Source organism: Blattabacterium cuenoti, from assembly GCF_014251255.1.
GTDB lineage: Bacteria > Bacteroidota > Bacteroidia > Flavobacteriales > Blattabacteriaceae > Blattabacterium > Blattabacterium cuenoti_W.
The window spans coordinates 324,385-337,653 of sequence record NZ_CP059182.1 but is presented as its reverse complement, the minus strand read 5'-3'; the positions used below and the strand labels follow the sequence as shown (position 1 = coordinate 337,653).

Sequence of the window (13,269 nt, the reverse complement as noted above, 5' to 3'; positions counted from 1 at the left end):
AAATTATGAAAAATTTTTTTAGTGTAGAAGATGTTGGAAACGTGTATGATCTCATTAAAGAAGCAATTCATTTGAAGAAAAATCCATATAAATTTCAAGATATTGGAAAAAATAAAACAATTGGATTGGTTTTTTTCAATCCAAGTTTGCGTACAAGAATTAGTTGTCAGAAAGCCGCTTTCAATTTAGGATGTAATACTTGGGTTTTAGACATTCATAAAGACTCATGGAAAATTGAAATGAATGATGGAGTTATTATGAAAAAAACTCAAGAACATTTCAAAGAGGCTATTTCTGTAATGAGTCTATATTGTGATATTCTTGCCGTTAGAACTTTTCCTAATCTTTTAGATAAAGATTATGACTATCATGAAGTTCTTTTTAAAAAAATATTGAATTATTCTCAAGTTCCAGTAGTGAATATGGAAAGTGCGACTTTGCATCCTTTGCAATCTTTAGCGGACATAATAACTATTGCAGAATTTATTCCTTTTTATTCTACTACTAATTCTTCAAAAAAAAAATGTAAAGTGGTGTTAAGTTGGTCTCCTCATATAAAACCATTGCCACATTCTGTGGCAAATTCCTTTTCTCAATGGATTTCTAAAATAGAGGAAATAGATTTTATCATTACTTGTCCAGAAAAGTACGATTTATGCAAAAAATTTTCTAAAGGAGTTCCTATTATATATAACCAAAATAAAGCATTTTTAAATGCAGATTTCATTTATGCTAAAAACTGGAGCAGTTATATAGATTATGGAAAAATACTTTGTCGTAATTCTAATTGGATGATTACTGAAAAAAAAATGAAACTCACTAATCAAGCTAAATTTATGCACTGTTTACCTGTAAGGAGAAATATAGTAGTAGAAGATGCTGTTTTAGATAGTGAATATTCTATTGTTTTGAAACAAGCAGAAAATAGAATTTATGCTTCTCAAATAATTTTTTTTAAAATTCTACAATATTTATCATGAAAATACATGTAGTCAAAATTGGAGGAAATTTAATCAATGATCAAAAATTCCTTGATTCTTCTTTAGAAGCATTTTGCCAGATAAAAGGCAATAAGGTTTTGATTCATGGAGGAGGAAGAAAAGCAAATATTGTTTCTGATCAAATGGGAATTACGAAAAAATTTCTTCAAGGAAGAAGGATTACGGATAAAAAAACTCTTGATGTCGTTGTTATGACTTATGCAGGTTTGATTAACAAAAACATTGTTGCGAAATTACAATCTTATAATTGTAATGCATTAGGATTGTGTGGAGCTGATGGAAATTGTATGAAATCATATTTACGTTTAAAAAAAACAAAAACTGATATTGATTATGGATATGTAGGAGATCTCACCAATCAAAGTATTAATATCTCCCTAATAAAATTGATGATGGAAAATCATATAGTTCCTGTATTATGCCCTATAACTCATAATGGAAAAGGAGATCTGTTCAATACTAATGCAGATACCATAGCTGCATACATAGCCATATCTTTAAAAAAATATTATGAAGAAGTAGAATTACATTTTTGTTTCGAAAAAAAAGGAGTATTACGAAACATACATGATTCTGGATCTTATTATCCCAAAATAGACTTTCGTTTATTTCAAAAAATAAAAAAGAACCATTCTATTTCGAATGGAATGGTTCCAAAATTAGAAAATGCTTTTTTTGCATTAAATAATGGAGTCTCTAAAGTCAGTATAGGTCTTCCTTATTATTTAATAAACGACGTTAATAATAAGACTATTTTATGTCTCTAGTAAATTTGCAAGTTCTTAAGAAAGAAGCTATACAACTTCTTATACAACTCATCAATACACCGTCTATTTCCAAAAAAGAAAAGAAAGTTTCTTTTTTGATAGAGGACTATCTTTCTAGATATGGATTTCATATAAAAAGAAAATTTAACAATATATGGACAGAAAATACAAATTATAATCAAAAAGAAAATACACGTACAATTTTATTAAATTCTCATTATGATACAATCCCTCCAGGTAAAAATTGGAAAACGGATCCTTTTACTGCAACAAAAAAAGAAGAAAAATTAATTGGATTAGGAAGTAATGATGCAGGAGCTTCCGTTGTTTCATTGATTTCTACTTTTATATATTTAAGTAGCTTCTCTCTATTACCTTATAGATTAATACTTGCGATTACTGCAGAAGAAGAAATTTCTGGTCCCCTAGGCGTAAGATCCATTTTACCTGAATTAGGATGTATCGATTTAGGGATAGTAGGAGAACCAACAAATATGCAAGTTGCTATAGCTGAAAAAGGATTAATGGTATTAGATTGCATTTCGGAAGGAAAAACAGGACATTCTGCAAGAGATATAGGAATTAATGCTATTTATCTTGCTACAAGAGACATAGAATATTTGAGAAAATTTCGGTTCTATAGAAAATCAAAACTGCTAGGATTTCCAACATTGACTGTCACTCAAATACAAGGAGGGATACAACATAATGTTATTCCTGATTTTTGCTCTTTTGTTATAGACATAAGAACCAATGAATTATATTCAAATGAAGAATTGATTGAAATTTTACAAAAAAGAATTGATTCTAAAATCAAACCACGTACTTATCATTCCAATTCATCTTTTATAAACCCAATGCATCCTATTGTATTGAAAGCTAAATTTATAGGAATAAAAACTTATGGATCTCCTACTCTTTCTGATCAAAGTCTTATGTCATTTCCTACCATTAAAATGGGTGTAGGAGATAGCGTCCGTTCTCATACTCCTAATGAGTATATTTTGATTTCAGAAATTATGGATGGGATAGACATTTACATTCGTTTGTTAAACGATTTTCACTTTTAAAACAAAAAAGGTAAATTTGTTCTGTTACAAATGGAAAAAATATGATACAAGAAATAAACGATGAAAATTTTGATAAAATTGTTTCTGAATCGGATAAGCCAATTTTGGTTGATTTTTGGGCTCCATGGTGTGCTCCATGTAGGACCTTGTCTGCTCTATTGGAAGAAATATTGACTGAATATCATGAAAAAGCATTAGTCGTCAAATTAAATGTGGATAATAATCCAAAAATTTCTCATAAATATGGAATACGTAGTATTCCTACCATGTTCTTTTTTAAAAATGGAGAAAAAAAAGACATGCATATTGGAATTGCTTCTAAAGAAGAAATAAGAAAAAAATTAGATGCTTTAATTTAAAAAACGAATTTATTTATTGGTCTGGTAGTTCAGTTGGTTAGAATACATGCCTGTCACGCATGGGGTCGCGGGTTCAAATCCCGTCCAGACCGCTTATCTATTATATTTAATTTTATATTTAATTAAATCTTCTATGGAAATAATTTTCATATGAAATTTTTTGGCAATTCGAATGAGTTGGGGAAGACGTGCCATGGATCCATTTTTATTTAATATTTCTACCAATACCCCACCGGGGAGACATCCTGCCATCCTAGTGATATCAATTGCAGCTTCTGTGTGTCCTGGTCTTTCTAAGACTCCTCCTTTTTTTGCGCGAAGAGGAAAAATGTGACCGGGTTTGTTGAAAGATTCTGGGGTTCCTTCTTTGACTAATGCAAGGATGGTCTTTGCTCTATCTGAAACAGAAATTCCTGTACTAACGCCATTTCCACGCACATCTACGGATACTGTGAAAGCCGTCTTTCTAGGATCTGTGTTATTTTTCACCATCATTTGAAGTTTTAGTCTATCACATCTTTCTCCTGTTAAGGAAACACAAACTAATCCTCTTCCATGAGTAATTAAAAAATTAACAATTTTAGGAGTTACTTTTTCTGCAGCAACAATAAAATCTCCTTCGTTTTCACGATTTTTGTCATCAACGACAATAATCAGTTTCCCATCTTGTATGTCCTGTAAAGCTTCTTCAATACAATTAAAATTCACCAAATATTGATTATTAGAATAAAAACAACCCATAATATTATTTTAATAGAATAAATATAAATCCTCTTTATTTAAAAAAAATCATTATAAAAATCATCAATTACAGTTTTATAAGTAATCCATATGCTTATTGTCAGCAAAATGAAATTTGGAATCCATGCTCCTATCCATGGACATATTTCATATTTTTCTACTTGATTTTGAGTGATGGTAAGTAAAGTATGATAGATGATGAATATAATTAGAGATATTATGGTTGGAAGGCCTATGCCTCCTTTTCGTATTTTAGCTCCTAAAGAAGCTCCAGTAAGAAACATCAGAATACATGTAACTGGAAACGTTAATTTTTTTTGTAGTTCTAATTGATACTTAGCCAAGTTTTTTTTTTGAATTTGTATCAATTTTTTCTTAAGAAAATCATAGTTCTCTTTTTGAAATTTATTATAAAACTGATTTTTTTCTTTTTTTAAAAGATTGATTTGATTGATCAATTTTTTTGTATCCATGGTTTGATAGGAATCAAAATAATAATCATCCAAATTTTTTATTCCTTCTGTTGGAACTTTAAAAGATTGAATTAAAGTATCAAATTTTATGATTTGATAGGAAGAGGAGTAAGAATAAGAATATTGTTTTTTATAATGGTTTTTATTATCAATTTCATTATAAAAAACACCATTAATTAGTTTTATTTTAATAGATCCATTCTCTTGGTTGGGAATTAAAATTCCTTTTTGAGAAAAAATAGTATTGATTAATAAATTTTTTCCATAAAAAAAAATGAATATATTTTCTAAGTGATTTCTATTTTTTTTAGATTTTTTATCTATTTTTATGAAAAAATCTGGAAAAAGGTTTACAAAGGTTCCTTCCTTTAATTTTAAAGAGGGATAAGATCTTAAAATTTGAGATCCTAATTCTTTGGTTTTCCTTTTTGCTTTTGGAATAGCATAATCAGAAAAAAAATATAATAAGACAGATAGTATAAATGTAATTACTAAAATAGGTTTCATTACCCTAAAAAGAGATATCCCAGAAGATTTTATGGCATTCAGTTCTTGTTTTTCTGAAATACCTCCATAAGTCATGATGGATGTCAATAAAATTGAAATAGGCGTAACTAATGGGATGACCGAAATACCGAAGTAAAATATAAATTTTAGGATTATTAAAATGTTAATATTTTTTCCTGTTAATTCATCAATTTTACTCCAGAAAAATTGAACAATAAATACAAAAAATATTGTAAAAAATATAACTAAAAAAGGAGTTATAAATAAACGAATCATGTATTTATCAAGCTTTTTTAGTTTGATCAACATCTTTTTTATATTTCTTATTTTAATTTTACTATGACACACACTACTTCTGATAGCCTGATAGAAATAGGAGCGGCAGCAGTCTTACTAAGACTTTCTTTTTTCTCTTTTTTAGAAAAGAATTTTTTGTATCTATATCTATCTATTATCATGAATAATCTTATTTTATTTATCCGGATTTGGTAAAAAAAAGTATTCGTTTTTTTTCCGATTTTTTCTTCCGTAAAAATCAACAATTTTTTGAATGTCTGAAATCTCAATAAAAGGACATTGTAATCGTATTAATTCATTTTTATGAGAAAAGATCATATCTCCTTTTCCAATTAATTGTTCAGCTCCTGTACAATCTAAAATTGTTCTAGAATCTATTTTAGAACTGACTCTAAATGCAATTCTTGCTGTAAAATTAGATTTAATTAATCCAGTAATCACATCTACTGATGGACGTTGTGTAGAAAGAATTAAATGAATTCCTACAGCACGGGCTAGTTGTGCTAACCGGGTGATATACCCTTCTATTTCTTTTTTTTTAAAAGATAAACTTAAATCTGCAAATTCATCAATAATTAGGATGATATAAGGGATATGATCTTTTTTTTCATGCTTTTCATTGTATTCTTGAATATTTCTATACATTTTTTTTTCCAAAAAATCATATCTTTTATCCATTTCTTTGCATAAAGAATTTAACACATCCCTTACTTTATATATATTTGTAATAATAGGATCATCGCAATTATTAGGGAGGATAGCAAAATAAGATTTGGAAATTTTTTTGTAAATAGATAATTCTACTTTTTTTGGATCAATCAAAACAAATTTTATATCTTCTGGATTTTTGTTATACAACAAAAATATAATAATAGCATTTAATCCAACAGATTTTCCTTGTCCAGTTGATCCTGCTATAAGTAAATGCGGCATTTTTGCTAAATCTAAAATAAAAATTTCATTAAAAACCGTTTTTCCTAAAGAAATGGGGAGTTCCATTTTATGACTTTTATTGAAACTTTCTTCAGAAAAAAGAATGTTTTTCATATATACAATAGAACATTTATTATTTGGAACTTCTATTCCAATAGAACCTTTTCCAGGGATAGGAGCTATAATTCTTATCCTTAAAGCGGATAAATTTAAAGAAATCTCATTTTCTAAATTTTTTATTTTTGAAATTCTAACGCCGACTTTAGGAAATATTTCGTATAAAGTGATCGTCGGACCTATTGTGTATTTGATTTTATCAACTCCTATTTTGTAATGGGTTAATACTTGAATTATTTTTTTTTTATTATTCTCTAAATTTTTTTCTTCTAAAGAAAAAGAAATCTCTTTCTTGTTATTAGAAAAATGGAGGATCTCATTTATACTTATAGGTTTCTTTTTTTTTTTTTCAAAAATTTTTTTCGTTTTTTTTTTCAAAATTTTTTTGAAAAAAAAATTATATGATTGGATTTTTTGGATCCCATTTTTTAATTCAGGAGGAGAAATACGAAATATAATAATACTGTAAATAAGAAGACTTGTAATGACTAATATTCCGACTCCGACTCTTCCAAATAAGTTGATCAAAAAATTTCCTATTTCAAATCCAAATATTCCACTTAATATTCCATGATGAGGAGCAATAAAATTAAAAGTGATTGGAAGCCATATACTGAAAAATATAAATTTATAAATTATGGATTTGGACAATAGTTTTTTTTTGAATCCAAAAAGAATTTTTAAACCTGAAAAAAATAACAATAATGGAAAAAAAAAGGCACTAATTCCTATTCCACAGTGTATAAAATAGTGAGAGATAGTAGCTCCCATTTTTCCAAGTAAATTTTCTGCAACTATATCTTTATCAAAAAATTGATTAATCTGACTTTGATCATTTTTCCAATGAAAAAGAAAAGAAAAAAAACTTAAGAATAAAAAAATACTATTTCCTAATAGGAAAAAACCAAAAAGAGTTCCAATAATATTTTTATCATTTTTTTTTGCAATATTTTTGGACATTGAAAAAAATTTTATTTATTTGATTTGTTTTTATATTTATATAAATTTAATTTAAAAAAAAAATTATCGTTGTTAAACGATAGGGATCATAATAAAATACAAATATGAAAATATCAAAAATTATCTTCTTATTTCTTTTTTTAGGATTTTTTAATCCTTTTTTACACAGTGAAATAAAAGAAAAAACAACAAGTAACAAAAACAACAACAACTTGAATATGTACATAGATTTTATGAGTAGTATGAATTTTAAAGTTGAAAAAAATCCTTTTGAAAAAGATGTTATGGAAAGAAATATTTTTGATGGAGTCTCTTTTTCTGCAGATGACTTAAAATTAGAAATGAGAGGAAATGTGAATGAGATAAGTTATTGTTTATCACAAAAACTTTTTCATAAAAAAATGGATCATGAAGTTGAAGAAGAAGAAGAGGAGAATAAAAATAGAAATAGAATAGGGGATTCCAATCCCATCATTCATTTAGCTAATTTAAAATATAAATGGAATGAAAAGCTATCTTTTTTGATAGGAAAGCAACCAATTTCTTTTGGAAGTATGGAACATCATTTTGTTCCTGTTTCTTCACAATACAAGTATTCTGATTTATTTCATAAAAATAAGGACAATAATCCTATTGGATTAAATTTTATTTATACTCCAATTAAAAATCATGAATTTCAATTACAAATTGTAAATAGTGTTAGTAATAATCAATTGGCTGAAAAACCAATTCCTTTGAGAAAAGTACGTTATCCTATGGGATATTCTTTCAATTGGAATTGGAGCTTTCTTAAAAAAAAGATACAAAATAGATGGTCCTATTCTATTTTTCAAGAGAATCATAAGGAAAAATTTTGGAAATTATTAGCCTTAGGAAGTAAATTAGATTTTAATCCTGTTTCTCTAGATATAGATTACATTTTTAGTGATGAAGATATAGAGAGGAATGGATTTTTAACAAGAAATTTTCATTTATTGAGCAAAAATTATCCTAAAAATAAGGGAAGAAAAATTTCTCCTGTAACTTATGTTACTTATTTAGCAAAATTGAATTACGTTGTTCCAAAATGGAATTTTTTTGTAAAAGGAGTATATGATCTTGGAAGATCTAAAGAAGGATTTTTTGAAACTCATTGGATATTAAGAAATCAATTATTCAAAAAAGCATATATTTATTCTGTAGGAGTAGAATACAAATACCCTATAAATAATCAAGATATTCTCTTGTATTTCTTATATACAAGAAAAAATGTATTGTATTTGGATTATATTCAAAAAGAAAATAAGAATGATCATTCAATATCTTTAGGTTTGAATTATAAGATTCAGTTACTTTGAAAGTATAGAGTAGTAGTATATGAAAATAGGACTTTATTTTGGATCATTTAATCCGATTCATTTAGGACATGTTATGATTGCTAATTATATAGTAGAATTTTTAGAAGATATAGATTTTATTTGGTTTGTCGTTTCTCCACAAAATCCACTAAAAAAAAAACGAATCTTTTGGATTATTCACACAGAATAAAAATGGTTCATATAGCCATTTCAGAATATAAAAAAATGAGTGTTTTGGATATAGAATCCGGATTTTATCCTTCTTACACCATTTATACACTCGATATGATAGAGAAAAAATATCCTAAATACAAATTTATTCTCATTTTAGGAAGAGATTCTCTCTCTTCCATAAAAAGATGGAAAAATTATAAGGTTATTTTAAATAAATATGATATTTTGGTATATCCTAGAATTGGTTTTTTCTCGAATTATTTTTTAAAACATGATAATATTTCTCTTTTGAAAGCTCCAATAATTGAAATATCTTCTTCTTTTATTAGGGATTCTATTAAAAAAGGTAAAAATATGAAATCTTTTCTTTTTCCAGAAGTTTGGAAATATATGAAAAAATATAATTTTTTTTATAATGGCAAGTGATTTATTCTTCTTCAATTCTTTTCAAGAAAATATTGGTAGGCACTTTTTAATAATCGTTTAAATTCAAGTTCCAAAAATGTTTTTTCTATGGAGTTCCAGTTGGGTTTTTTTACAAAAAATCTTTTTTCTTGAAAAGAAAAAATGGGGACATTCGTCACAATAGTGGCTAATTTTTTGGATAAAAAACCTAATTCTTTGTTTGTTTCAACATTTATTTTCATCTTACCACGAAGGTCATGAGTAGAATTGAATAATTTTTCAATACTTCCATACTTTTGAATAAATTTTATTGCATTTTTTTCTCCTATTCCTGGCAATCCCGGAATATTATCAGAAGAATCTCCCATCATACTCCACAAATCTATAATTTGTTCTGGATATTTAACTCCAAATTTTTCTTTTATTTCCTTAATTCCTAATACTTTTTTTGGGTTTCCTTTAAAAGGAGGTCTGTAAATTTTTATGTTTTTTGTGACAAGTTGACAAAAATCTTTGTCCAAAGTTGTGATATAAACAATATATCCTTTTTTTTCTGCTTTTTTTGCTATGGTTCCAATAACATCATCTGCTTCGTATCCACATTTTGCATGAATAAAAAAAATTCTAAAAGCTTTCAAAATTTTCATTAAATAAGGAATAGAAAGAAAAATATCTTTTGGTGTTTTTTTTCTATGAGCTTTATATTTATGGTATTTTTTTTTACGAAAAGTTTCTTGATTTGTGTCAAAAATAGCGGCCATATAAGAGGGTTTTTCGTCATTCAATATTTTCATTAACAAGTGAGTAAAATTCATGATAGGAGAAGTATTGATTCCATTGGAAGTAAAAAGAGGATTTTTTATAGTCGCGTAATACCCTTGATAAAGAATCGTGTATGCATCTATTAAAAATAATTTTTTATTCATTATATTTTTATGATATTATGGTCTTATGAAATTATGAAAATACAACTATAAATAATTTTATTTTATAAATTTATTTCATCATACTGATTGGTGATTATTAATATTTCATTTCTTCTTCTTATGAGAAAGTGTTGTAATAAATATACAGTCACAGCGGCCTTACCATATGCAAATGGACCTATTCACATAGGACATTTAGCCGGCGTTTATTTGCCTGCAGATGTTTTTGTTCGTTATCTTAGACGTAAAAAAAAAGATGTTATCTTTATATGTGGATCTGATGAACATGGTGTTCCTATTACAATTCAAGCAAGAAAAGAAAAGACAACTCCTCAAAAAATAGTTAATAAGTATCATTCCATGATTAAAAATTGTTTTACTAATTTTGGAATACATTTCGATAATTATTCTAGAACTTCTACAGAGATTCATTACAAAATTTCTACTTCTTTTTTTAAAAAACTTTGTAAAAAAGGAAAAATTTTTGAAAAAATATCTGAACAGTATTATGACAACGAAGCTAAACAATTTTTACCAGATAGATACATATTCGGAGTCTGTCCCCATTGTAAACATGAGAAATCTTATGGAGATCAATGCGAAAATTGTGGGACTTCTTTAAGTCCTGAAGAATTAATCGGGGCAAAATCTACTATAAGTGGAAGTGATCCAGTTTTGAAAAAAACCAAACATTGGTATTTACCTTTAAATAAATATCAAAATTTTTTAGAAAAATGGATTCTAACTAATAAAAAATATTGGAAAACAAATGTATATGGACAAACTAAGTCTTGGTTAAATCAAGGATTACAACCTCGTGCGATAACGAGAGATCTGAATTGGGGAGTTCCTATATCTATATCAGAAAAAGAAAAAAAAGTTCTATATGTATGGTTTGAAGCCCCTATAGGATATATTTCCTCTACCATAGAATGGGCAAAACGAAAAAAAATAGATTGGAAACCTTATTGGAAAGATAAAAACACTAAATTAATTCAATTTATAGGAAAAGATAATATTGTATTTCATTGTATTATTTTTCCAGTTATACTCAAAGCATATAATGAGGGGTATATATTTCCATATCAAGTGCGTGCTAATGAATTTCTTAATCTAGAAAATGAAAAAATATCGACTTCTAGAAATTGGGCAGTATGGGTCCATGAATATTTAGAAGATTTTCCCAATCAACAGGATACTCTTCGTTATATTCTTATAGCAAATATGCCCGATAAAAAAGATAATAATTTTAATTGGAAAGATTTTCAAAGAAAAAATAATAATGAGTTGGTATCTATATTAGGAAATTTCGTTAATCGTAGTATAACTTTAATTCAAAAATATAACAATGGAATAATTCCAAATCCTGGCATTCTTTCTATTAAGGATAAAGAAATCTTAAAGAAAATAAAAAAAACTCCAGATAGCATAAGTGATTTTATTGAATCCTATAGATTTCGTGAAGCTCTAATCTGTTTTATGGATTTGGCTAGAATTGGAAACAAATATTTAACTAAAGAAGAACCTTGGAAAATGAAAAATCCTCAAAAAAATAAACGATTAAAAACTATTCTTTATGTTTCTTTGCAAATTGTTGGAATGCTAGCGCAATTAGCAGAGCCATTTCTTCCAAATACGTCAAAAAAATTGTTAGAAATGCTTCGTTTGAAATCTTATTTTTGGAACAAAATAGAAAATGGAGAAGAAATATTGTGTCCAGGACATTTATTAGGAAAATCGATATTGTTATTTAACAAAATAACAAATGAAAGCGTTGAAAAACAACTCAAAAAATTAGTAAATCAAAAAAAAATATAAAGAATCAATTTATTAGCAGCTTATTAGCAGCGGAGAGAGAGGGATTCGAACCCTCGGAGGTTCCCAAACCTCAACGGTTTTCAAGACCGCCGCAATTAACCACTCTGCCATCTCTCCATTCTTATCTTATTAGATTTGTATTTCTACAATATTTCTAAGAAGATCTTGCATCGTTTCTCTTTTTCTGATAAGAAAATCTTTCCCCTTTAAAATCATCACCTCAGAAGGTCTATAACGAGAATTGTAATTAGAGGACATAGAAAAACAGTAAGCTCCTGCATTTTTAATGCATAAAAAATCCCCTTCACGGATTTCAGAAATTTTACGATTTAATCCAAAAGTATCCGATTCACAAATATATCCGACCACTGTGTAAAAACGAAAACGTCCATTAGGATTAGAAATATTTTCAATACAGTGATAAGCGTCATAAAACATAGGACGAAGAAAATGATTAAAACCTGAATCAACCCCAGCAAAAACTGTTGAAGGAGTTTGTTTTACCACATTGACACTCACTAAAAAATATCCAGATTCACTTACCAAGAATTTCCCTGGTTCAAAAATCAAAGTAACGGTTTTTCCGTACTCTTTACAAAAATCTTTAAATTTTTCTGTCATAGAATGACTTAAATAAGTCAAATCCGTTTTTATATCATTTTTTCTATATGGAACTTTAAATCCACTTCCAAAATCAATATAATCAATATATGGAAAATCTAGAGCAATTTTAAATAATACTTTTGCTCCTTGTAAAAAGGATTCTACATCATGTATATCCGATCCTGTATGCATATGAAATCCCTCTATTTTAAGACCTGTATTTTTTAATATTTTTTTCATATGAGGAATTTGATAATAAGAAATTCCGAATTTAGAATCTACATGTCCAACTGATATCTTTGAATTTCCTCCAGCCATTATATGTGGATTAATTCTGATTCCTACAGGATAATCTGTATGATCCTCCCCAAATTGTTCTAAAATGGATAAATTATCTATGTTGATTCGAACTCCGAAACTAACCGCTTTTTTTATTTCTTGTATAGAAACACAATTTGGGGTAAATATAATATGTTTTGCTGGAAATCCAGCTTTTAATCCTAGTTCAACTTCCTGAATAGAAACTGTATCTAATCCACTTCCTAATTTTTGTAAAAATTTTAAAACATTCAGATTTGTATTTGCTTTACAAGCATAATTAATTCTAAAACATTTGACCCCACTAAAAGCATTTTTCATTTTTATGTATTGTTTCTCTATTTTGAAAGAATCATATATATAAAGAGGAGTCCCATATTTTTTACCTAGTCTAATTAACTGTTCTCTATAAACTGGAGAACTTATATTTTCTAATTCATTCATTTCATGACACATAAATAAT

The 13,269-nt window shown here is 27.2% G+C and carries 12 protein-coding genes, 2 tRNA genes and 1 pseudogene; 8 read left to right on the top strand and 7 right to left on the bottom strand.

The window, feature by feature from the left end; genetic code table 11:
• Window positions 1-5: 5 nt before the first annotated feature.
• The 5 genes from H0H77_RS01580 (at window position 6) to H0H77_RS01560 (ending at window position 3,289) form a co-directional block, all read left to right on the top strand.
• The gene (locus H0H77_RS01580; protein ID WP_185851344.1) at window positions 6-980 is read left to right on the top strand and encodes a Rossmann-fold NAD(P)-binding domain-containing protein; all 975 of its coding nucleotides are present in this window, start codon (window positions 6-8) and stop codon (window positions 978-980) included.
• The gene (gene argB / locus H0H77_RS01575; protein ID WP_185851343.1) at window positions 977-1,768 is read left to right on the top strand and encodes an acetylglutamate kinase; all 792 of its coding nucleotides are present in this window, start codon (window positions 977-979) and stop codon (window positions 1,766-1,768) included. The genes H0H77_RS01580 and argB overlap by 4 nt, the downstream gene beginning before the upstream one ends.
• Window positions 1,759-2,838 carry a M20 family metallo-hydrolase gene (locus H0H77_RS01570; RefSeq protein ID WP_185851342.1) on the top strand — a complete coding sequence of 360 codons (1,080 nt, stop codon included), beginning with the start codon at window positions 1,759-1,761 and terminating at the stop codon, window positions 2,836-2,838. The genes argB and H0H77_RS01570 overlap by 10 nt, the downstream gene beginning before the upstream one ends.
• A gap of 41 nt (window positions 2,839-2,879) precedes the next feature.
• Complete coding sequence (trxA, locus tag H0H77_RS01565) at window positions 2,880-3,197, top strand: thioredoxin (protein ID WP_185851341.1); 318 nt, start codon at window positions 2,880-2,882, stop codon at window positions 3,195-3,197.
• Between the two features lie 18 nt (window positions 3,198-3,215).
• Window positions 3,216-3,289: transfer RNA gene (locus H0H77_RS01560), tRNA-Asp, on the top strand.
• 1 nt (window position 3,290) lies between these two features.
• On the opposite strand, the gene ribB is transcribed toward H0H77_RS01560, so the two are convergent.
• Genes ribB through H0H77_RS01545 form a run of 4 tightly spaced genes read right to left on the bottom strand, consistent with a single transcriptional unit; the run spans window position 3,291 to window position 7,225 of the window.
• Window positions 3,291-3,938: a 3,4-dihydroxy-2-butanone-4-phosphate synthase gene (ribB, locus tag H0H77_RS01555; protein WP_185851340.1), complete on the bottom strand. Its 648-nt coding sequence runs from the start codon at window positions 3,936-3,938 to the stop codon at window positions 3,291-3,293.
• Window positions 3,939-3,976: 38 nt separating this feature from the next.
• The gene (locus H0H77_RS01550) at window positions 3,977-5,194 is read right to left on the bottom strand and encodes an LptF/LptG family permease (RefSeq protein WP_238783780.1); all 1,218 of its coding nucleotides are present in this window, start codon (window positions 5,192-5,194) and stop codon (window positions 3,977-3,979) included.
• Between the two features lie 47 nt (window positions 5,195-5,241).
• A complete protein-coding gene (locus H0H77_RS03095) occupies window positions 5,242-5,376 on the bottom strand; it encodes a hypothetical protein (RefSeq protein WP_262886688.1) in 135 nt (44 codons plus the stop codon).
• Between the two features lie 13 nt (window positions 5,377-5,389).
• A complete protein-coding gene (locus H0H77_RS01545; protein ID WP_185851338.1) occupies window positions 5,390-7,225 on the bottom strand; it encodes a DNA translocase FtsK 4TM domain-containing protein in 1,836 nt (611 codons plus the stop codon).
• Between the two features lie 104 nt (window positions 7,226-7,329).
• On the opposite strand from H0H77_RS01545, the gene H0H77_RS01540 reads away from it, so the two are divergent.
• Together H0H77_RS01540 and nadD are read left to right on the top strand one after the other, a co-directional pair.
• Window positions 7,330-8,562: a porin gene (locus tag H0H77_RS01540; RefSeq protein WP_185851337.1), complete on the top strand. Its 1,233-nt coding sequence runs from the start codon at window positions 7,330-7,332 to the stop codon at window positions 8,560-8,562.
• A gap of 19 nt (window positions 8,563-8,581) precedes the next feature.
• A pseudogene (gene nadD, locus H0H77_RS01535) lies at window positions 8,582-9,162 on the top strand (nicotinate (nicotinamide) nucleotide adenylyltransferase).
• An 11-nt stretch (window positions 9,163-9,173) separates the two neighbouring features.
• Here nadD and H0H77_RS01530 read toward each other — a convergent pair.
• On the bottom strand, window positions 9,174-10,070 hold the full coding sequence (locus H0H77_RS01530) for a 5'-3' exonuclease (protein WP_185851858.1): 897 nt from the start codon (window positions 10,068-10,070) through the stop codon (window positions 9,174-9,176).
• Between the two features lie 117 nt (window positions 10,071-10,187).
• On the opposite strand from H0H77_RS01530, the gene metG reads away from it, so the two are divergent.
• Window positions 10,188-11,885, top strand: a complete 1,698-nt coding sequence (gene metG, locus H0H77_RS01525) for a methionine--tRNA ligase (protein WP_185851336.1) — start codon at window positions 10,188-10,190, stop codon at window positions 11,883-11,885.
• A 30-nt stretch (window positions 11,886-11,915) separates the two neighbouring features.
• On the opposite strand, the gene H0H77_RS01520 is transcribed toward metG, so the two are convergent.
• Together H0H77_RS01520 and lysA are read right to left on the bottom strand one after the other, a co-directional pair.
• A tRNA-Ser gene (locus H0H77_RS01520) sits at window positions 11,916-12,002 on the bottom strand.
• A 12-nt stretch (window positions 12,003-12,014) separates the two neighbouring features.
• Window positions 12,015-13,250: a diaminopimelate decarboxylase gene (gene lysA, locus H0H77_RS01515; RefSeq protein ID WP_185851335.1), complete on the bottom strand. Its 1,236-nt coding sequence runs from the start codon at window positions 13,248-13,250 to the stop codon at window positions 12,015-12,017.
• Window positions 13,251-13,269: the final 19 nt, after the last annotated feature.

What these genes read in the sequence shown, in the direction of transcription:
- H0H77_RS01570 (WP_185851342.1), top strand. Translation starts at nt 1,759, where the DNA reads ATGTCTCTAGTAAATTTGCAAGTTCTTAAGAAAGAAGCTATACAACTT.
- lysA (WP_185851335.1), bottom strand. Translation starts at nt 13,250, where the DNA reads ATGAATGAATTAGAAAATATAAGTTCTCCAGTTTATAGAGAACAGTTA.
- metG (WP_185851336.1), top strand. Translation starts at nt 10,188, where the DNA reads ATGAGAAAGTGTTGTAATAAATATACAGTCACAGCGGCCTTACCATAT.
- H0H77_RS03095 (WP_262886688.1), bottom strand. Translation starts at nt 5,376, where the DNA reads ATGATAATAGATAGATATAGATACAAAAAATTCTTTTCTAAAAAAGAG.
- H0H77_RS01545 (WP_185851338.1), bottom strand. Translation starts at nt 7,225, where the DNA reads ATGTCCAAAAATATTGCAAAAAAAAATGATAAAAATATTATTGGAACT.
- argB (WP_185851343.1), top strand. Translation starts at nt 977, where the DNA reads ATGAAAATACATGTAGTCAAAATTGGAGGAAATTTAATCAATGATCAA.
- trxA (WP_185851341.1), top strand. Translation starts at nt 2,880, where the DNA reads ATGATACAAGAAATAAACGATGAAAATTTTGATAAAATTGTTTCTGAA.
- H0H77_RS01540 (WP_185851337.1), top strand. Translation starts at nt 7,330, where the DNA reads ATGAAAATATCAAAAATTATCTTCTTATTTCTTTTTTTAGGATTTTTT.
- H0H77_RS01580 (WP_185851344.1), top strand. Translation starts at nt 6, where the DNA reads ATGAAAAATTTTTTTAGTGTAGAAGATGTTGGAAACGTGTATGATCTC.
- H0H77_RS01550 (WP_238783780.1), bottom strand. Translation starts at nt 5,194, where the DNA reads ATGATTCGTTTATTTATAACTCCTTTTTTAGTTATATTTTTTACAATA.
- ribB (WP_185851340.1), bottom strand. Translation starts at nt 3,938, where the DNA reads ATGGGTTGTTTTTATTCTAATAATCAATATTTGGTGAATTTTAATTGT.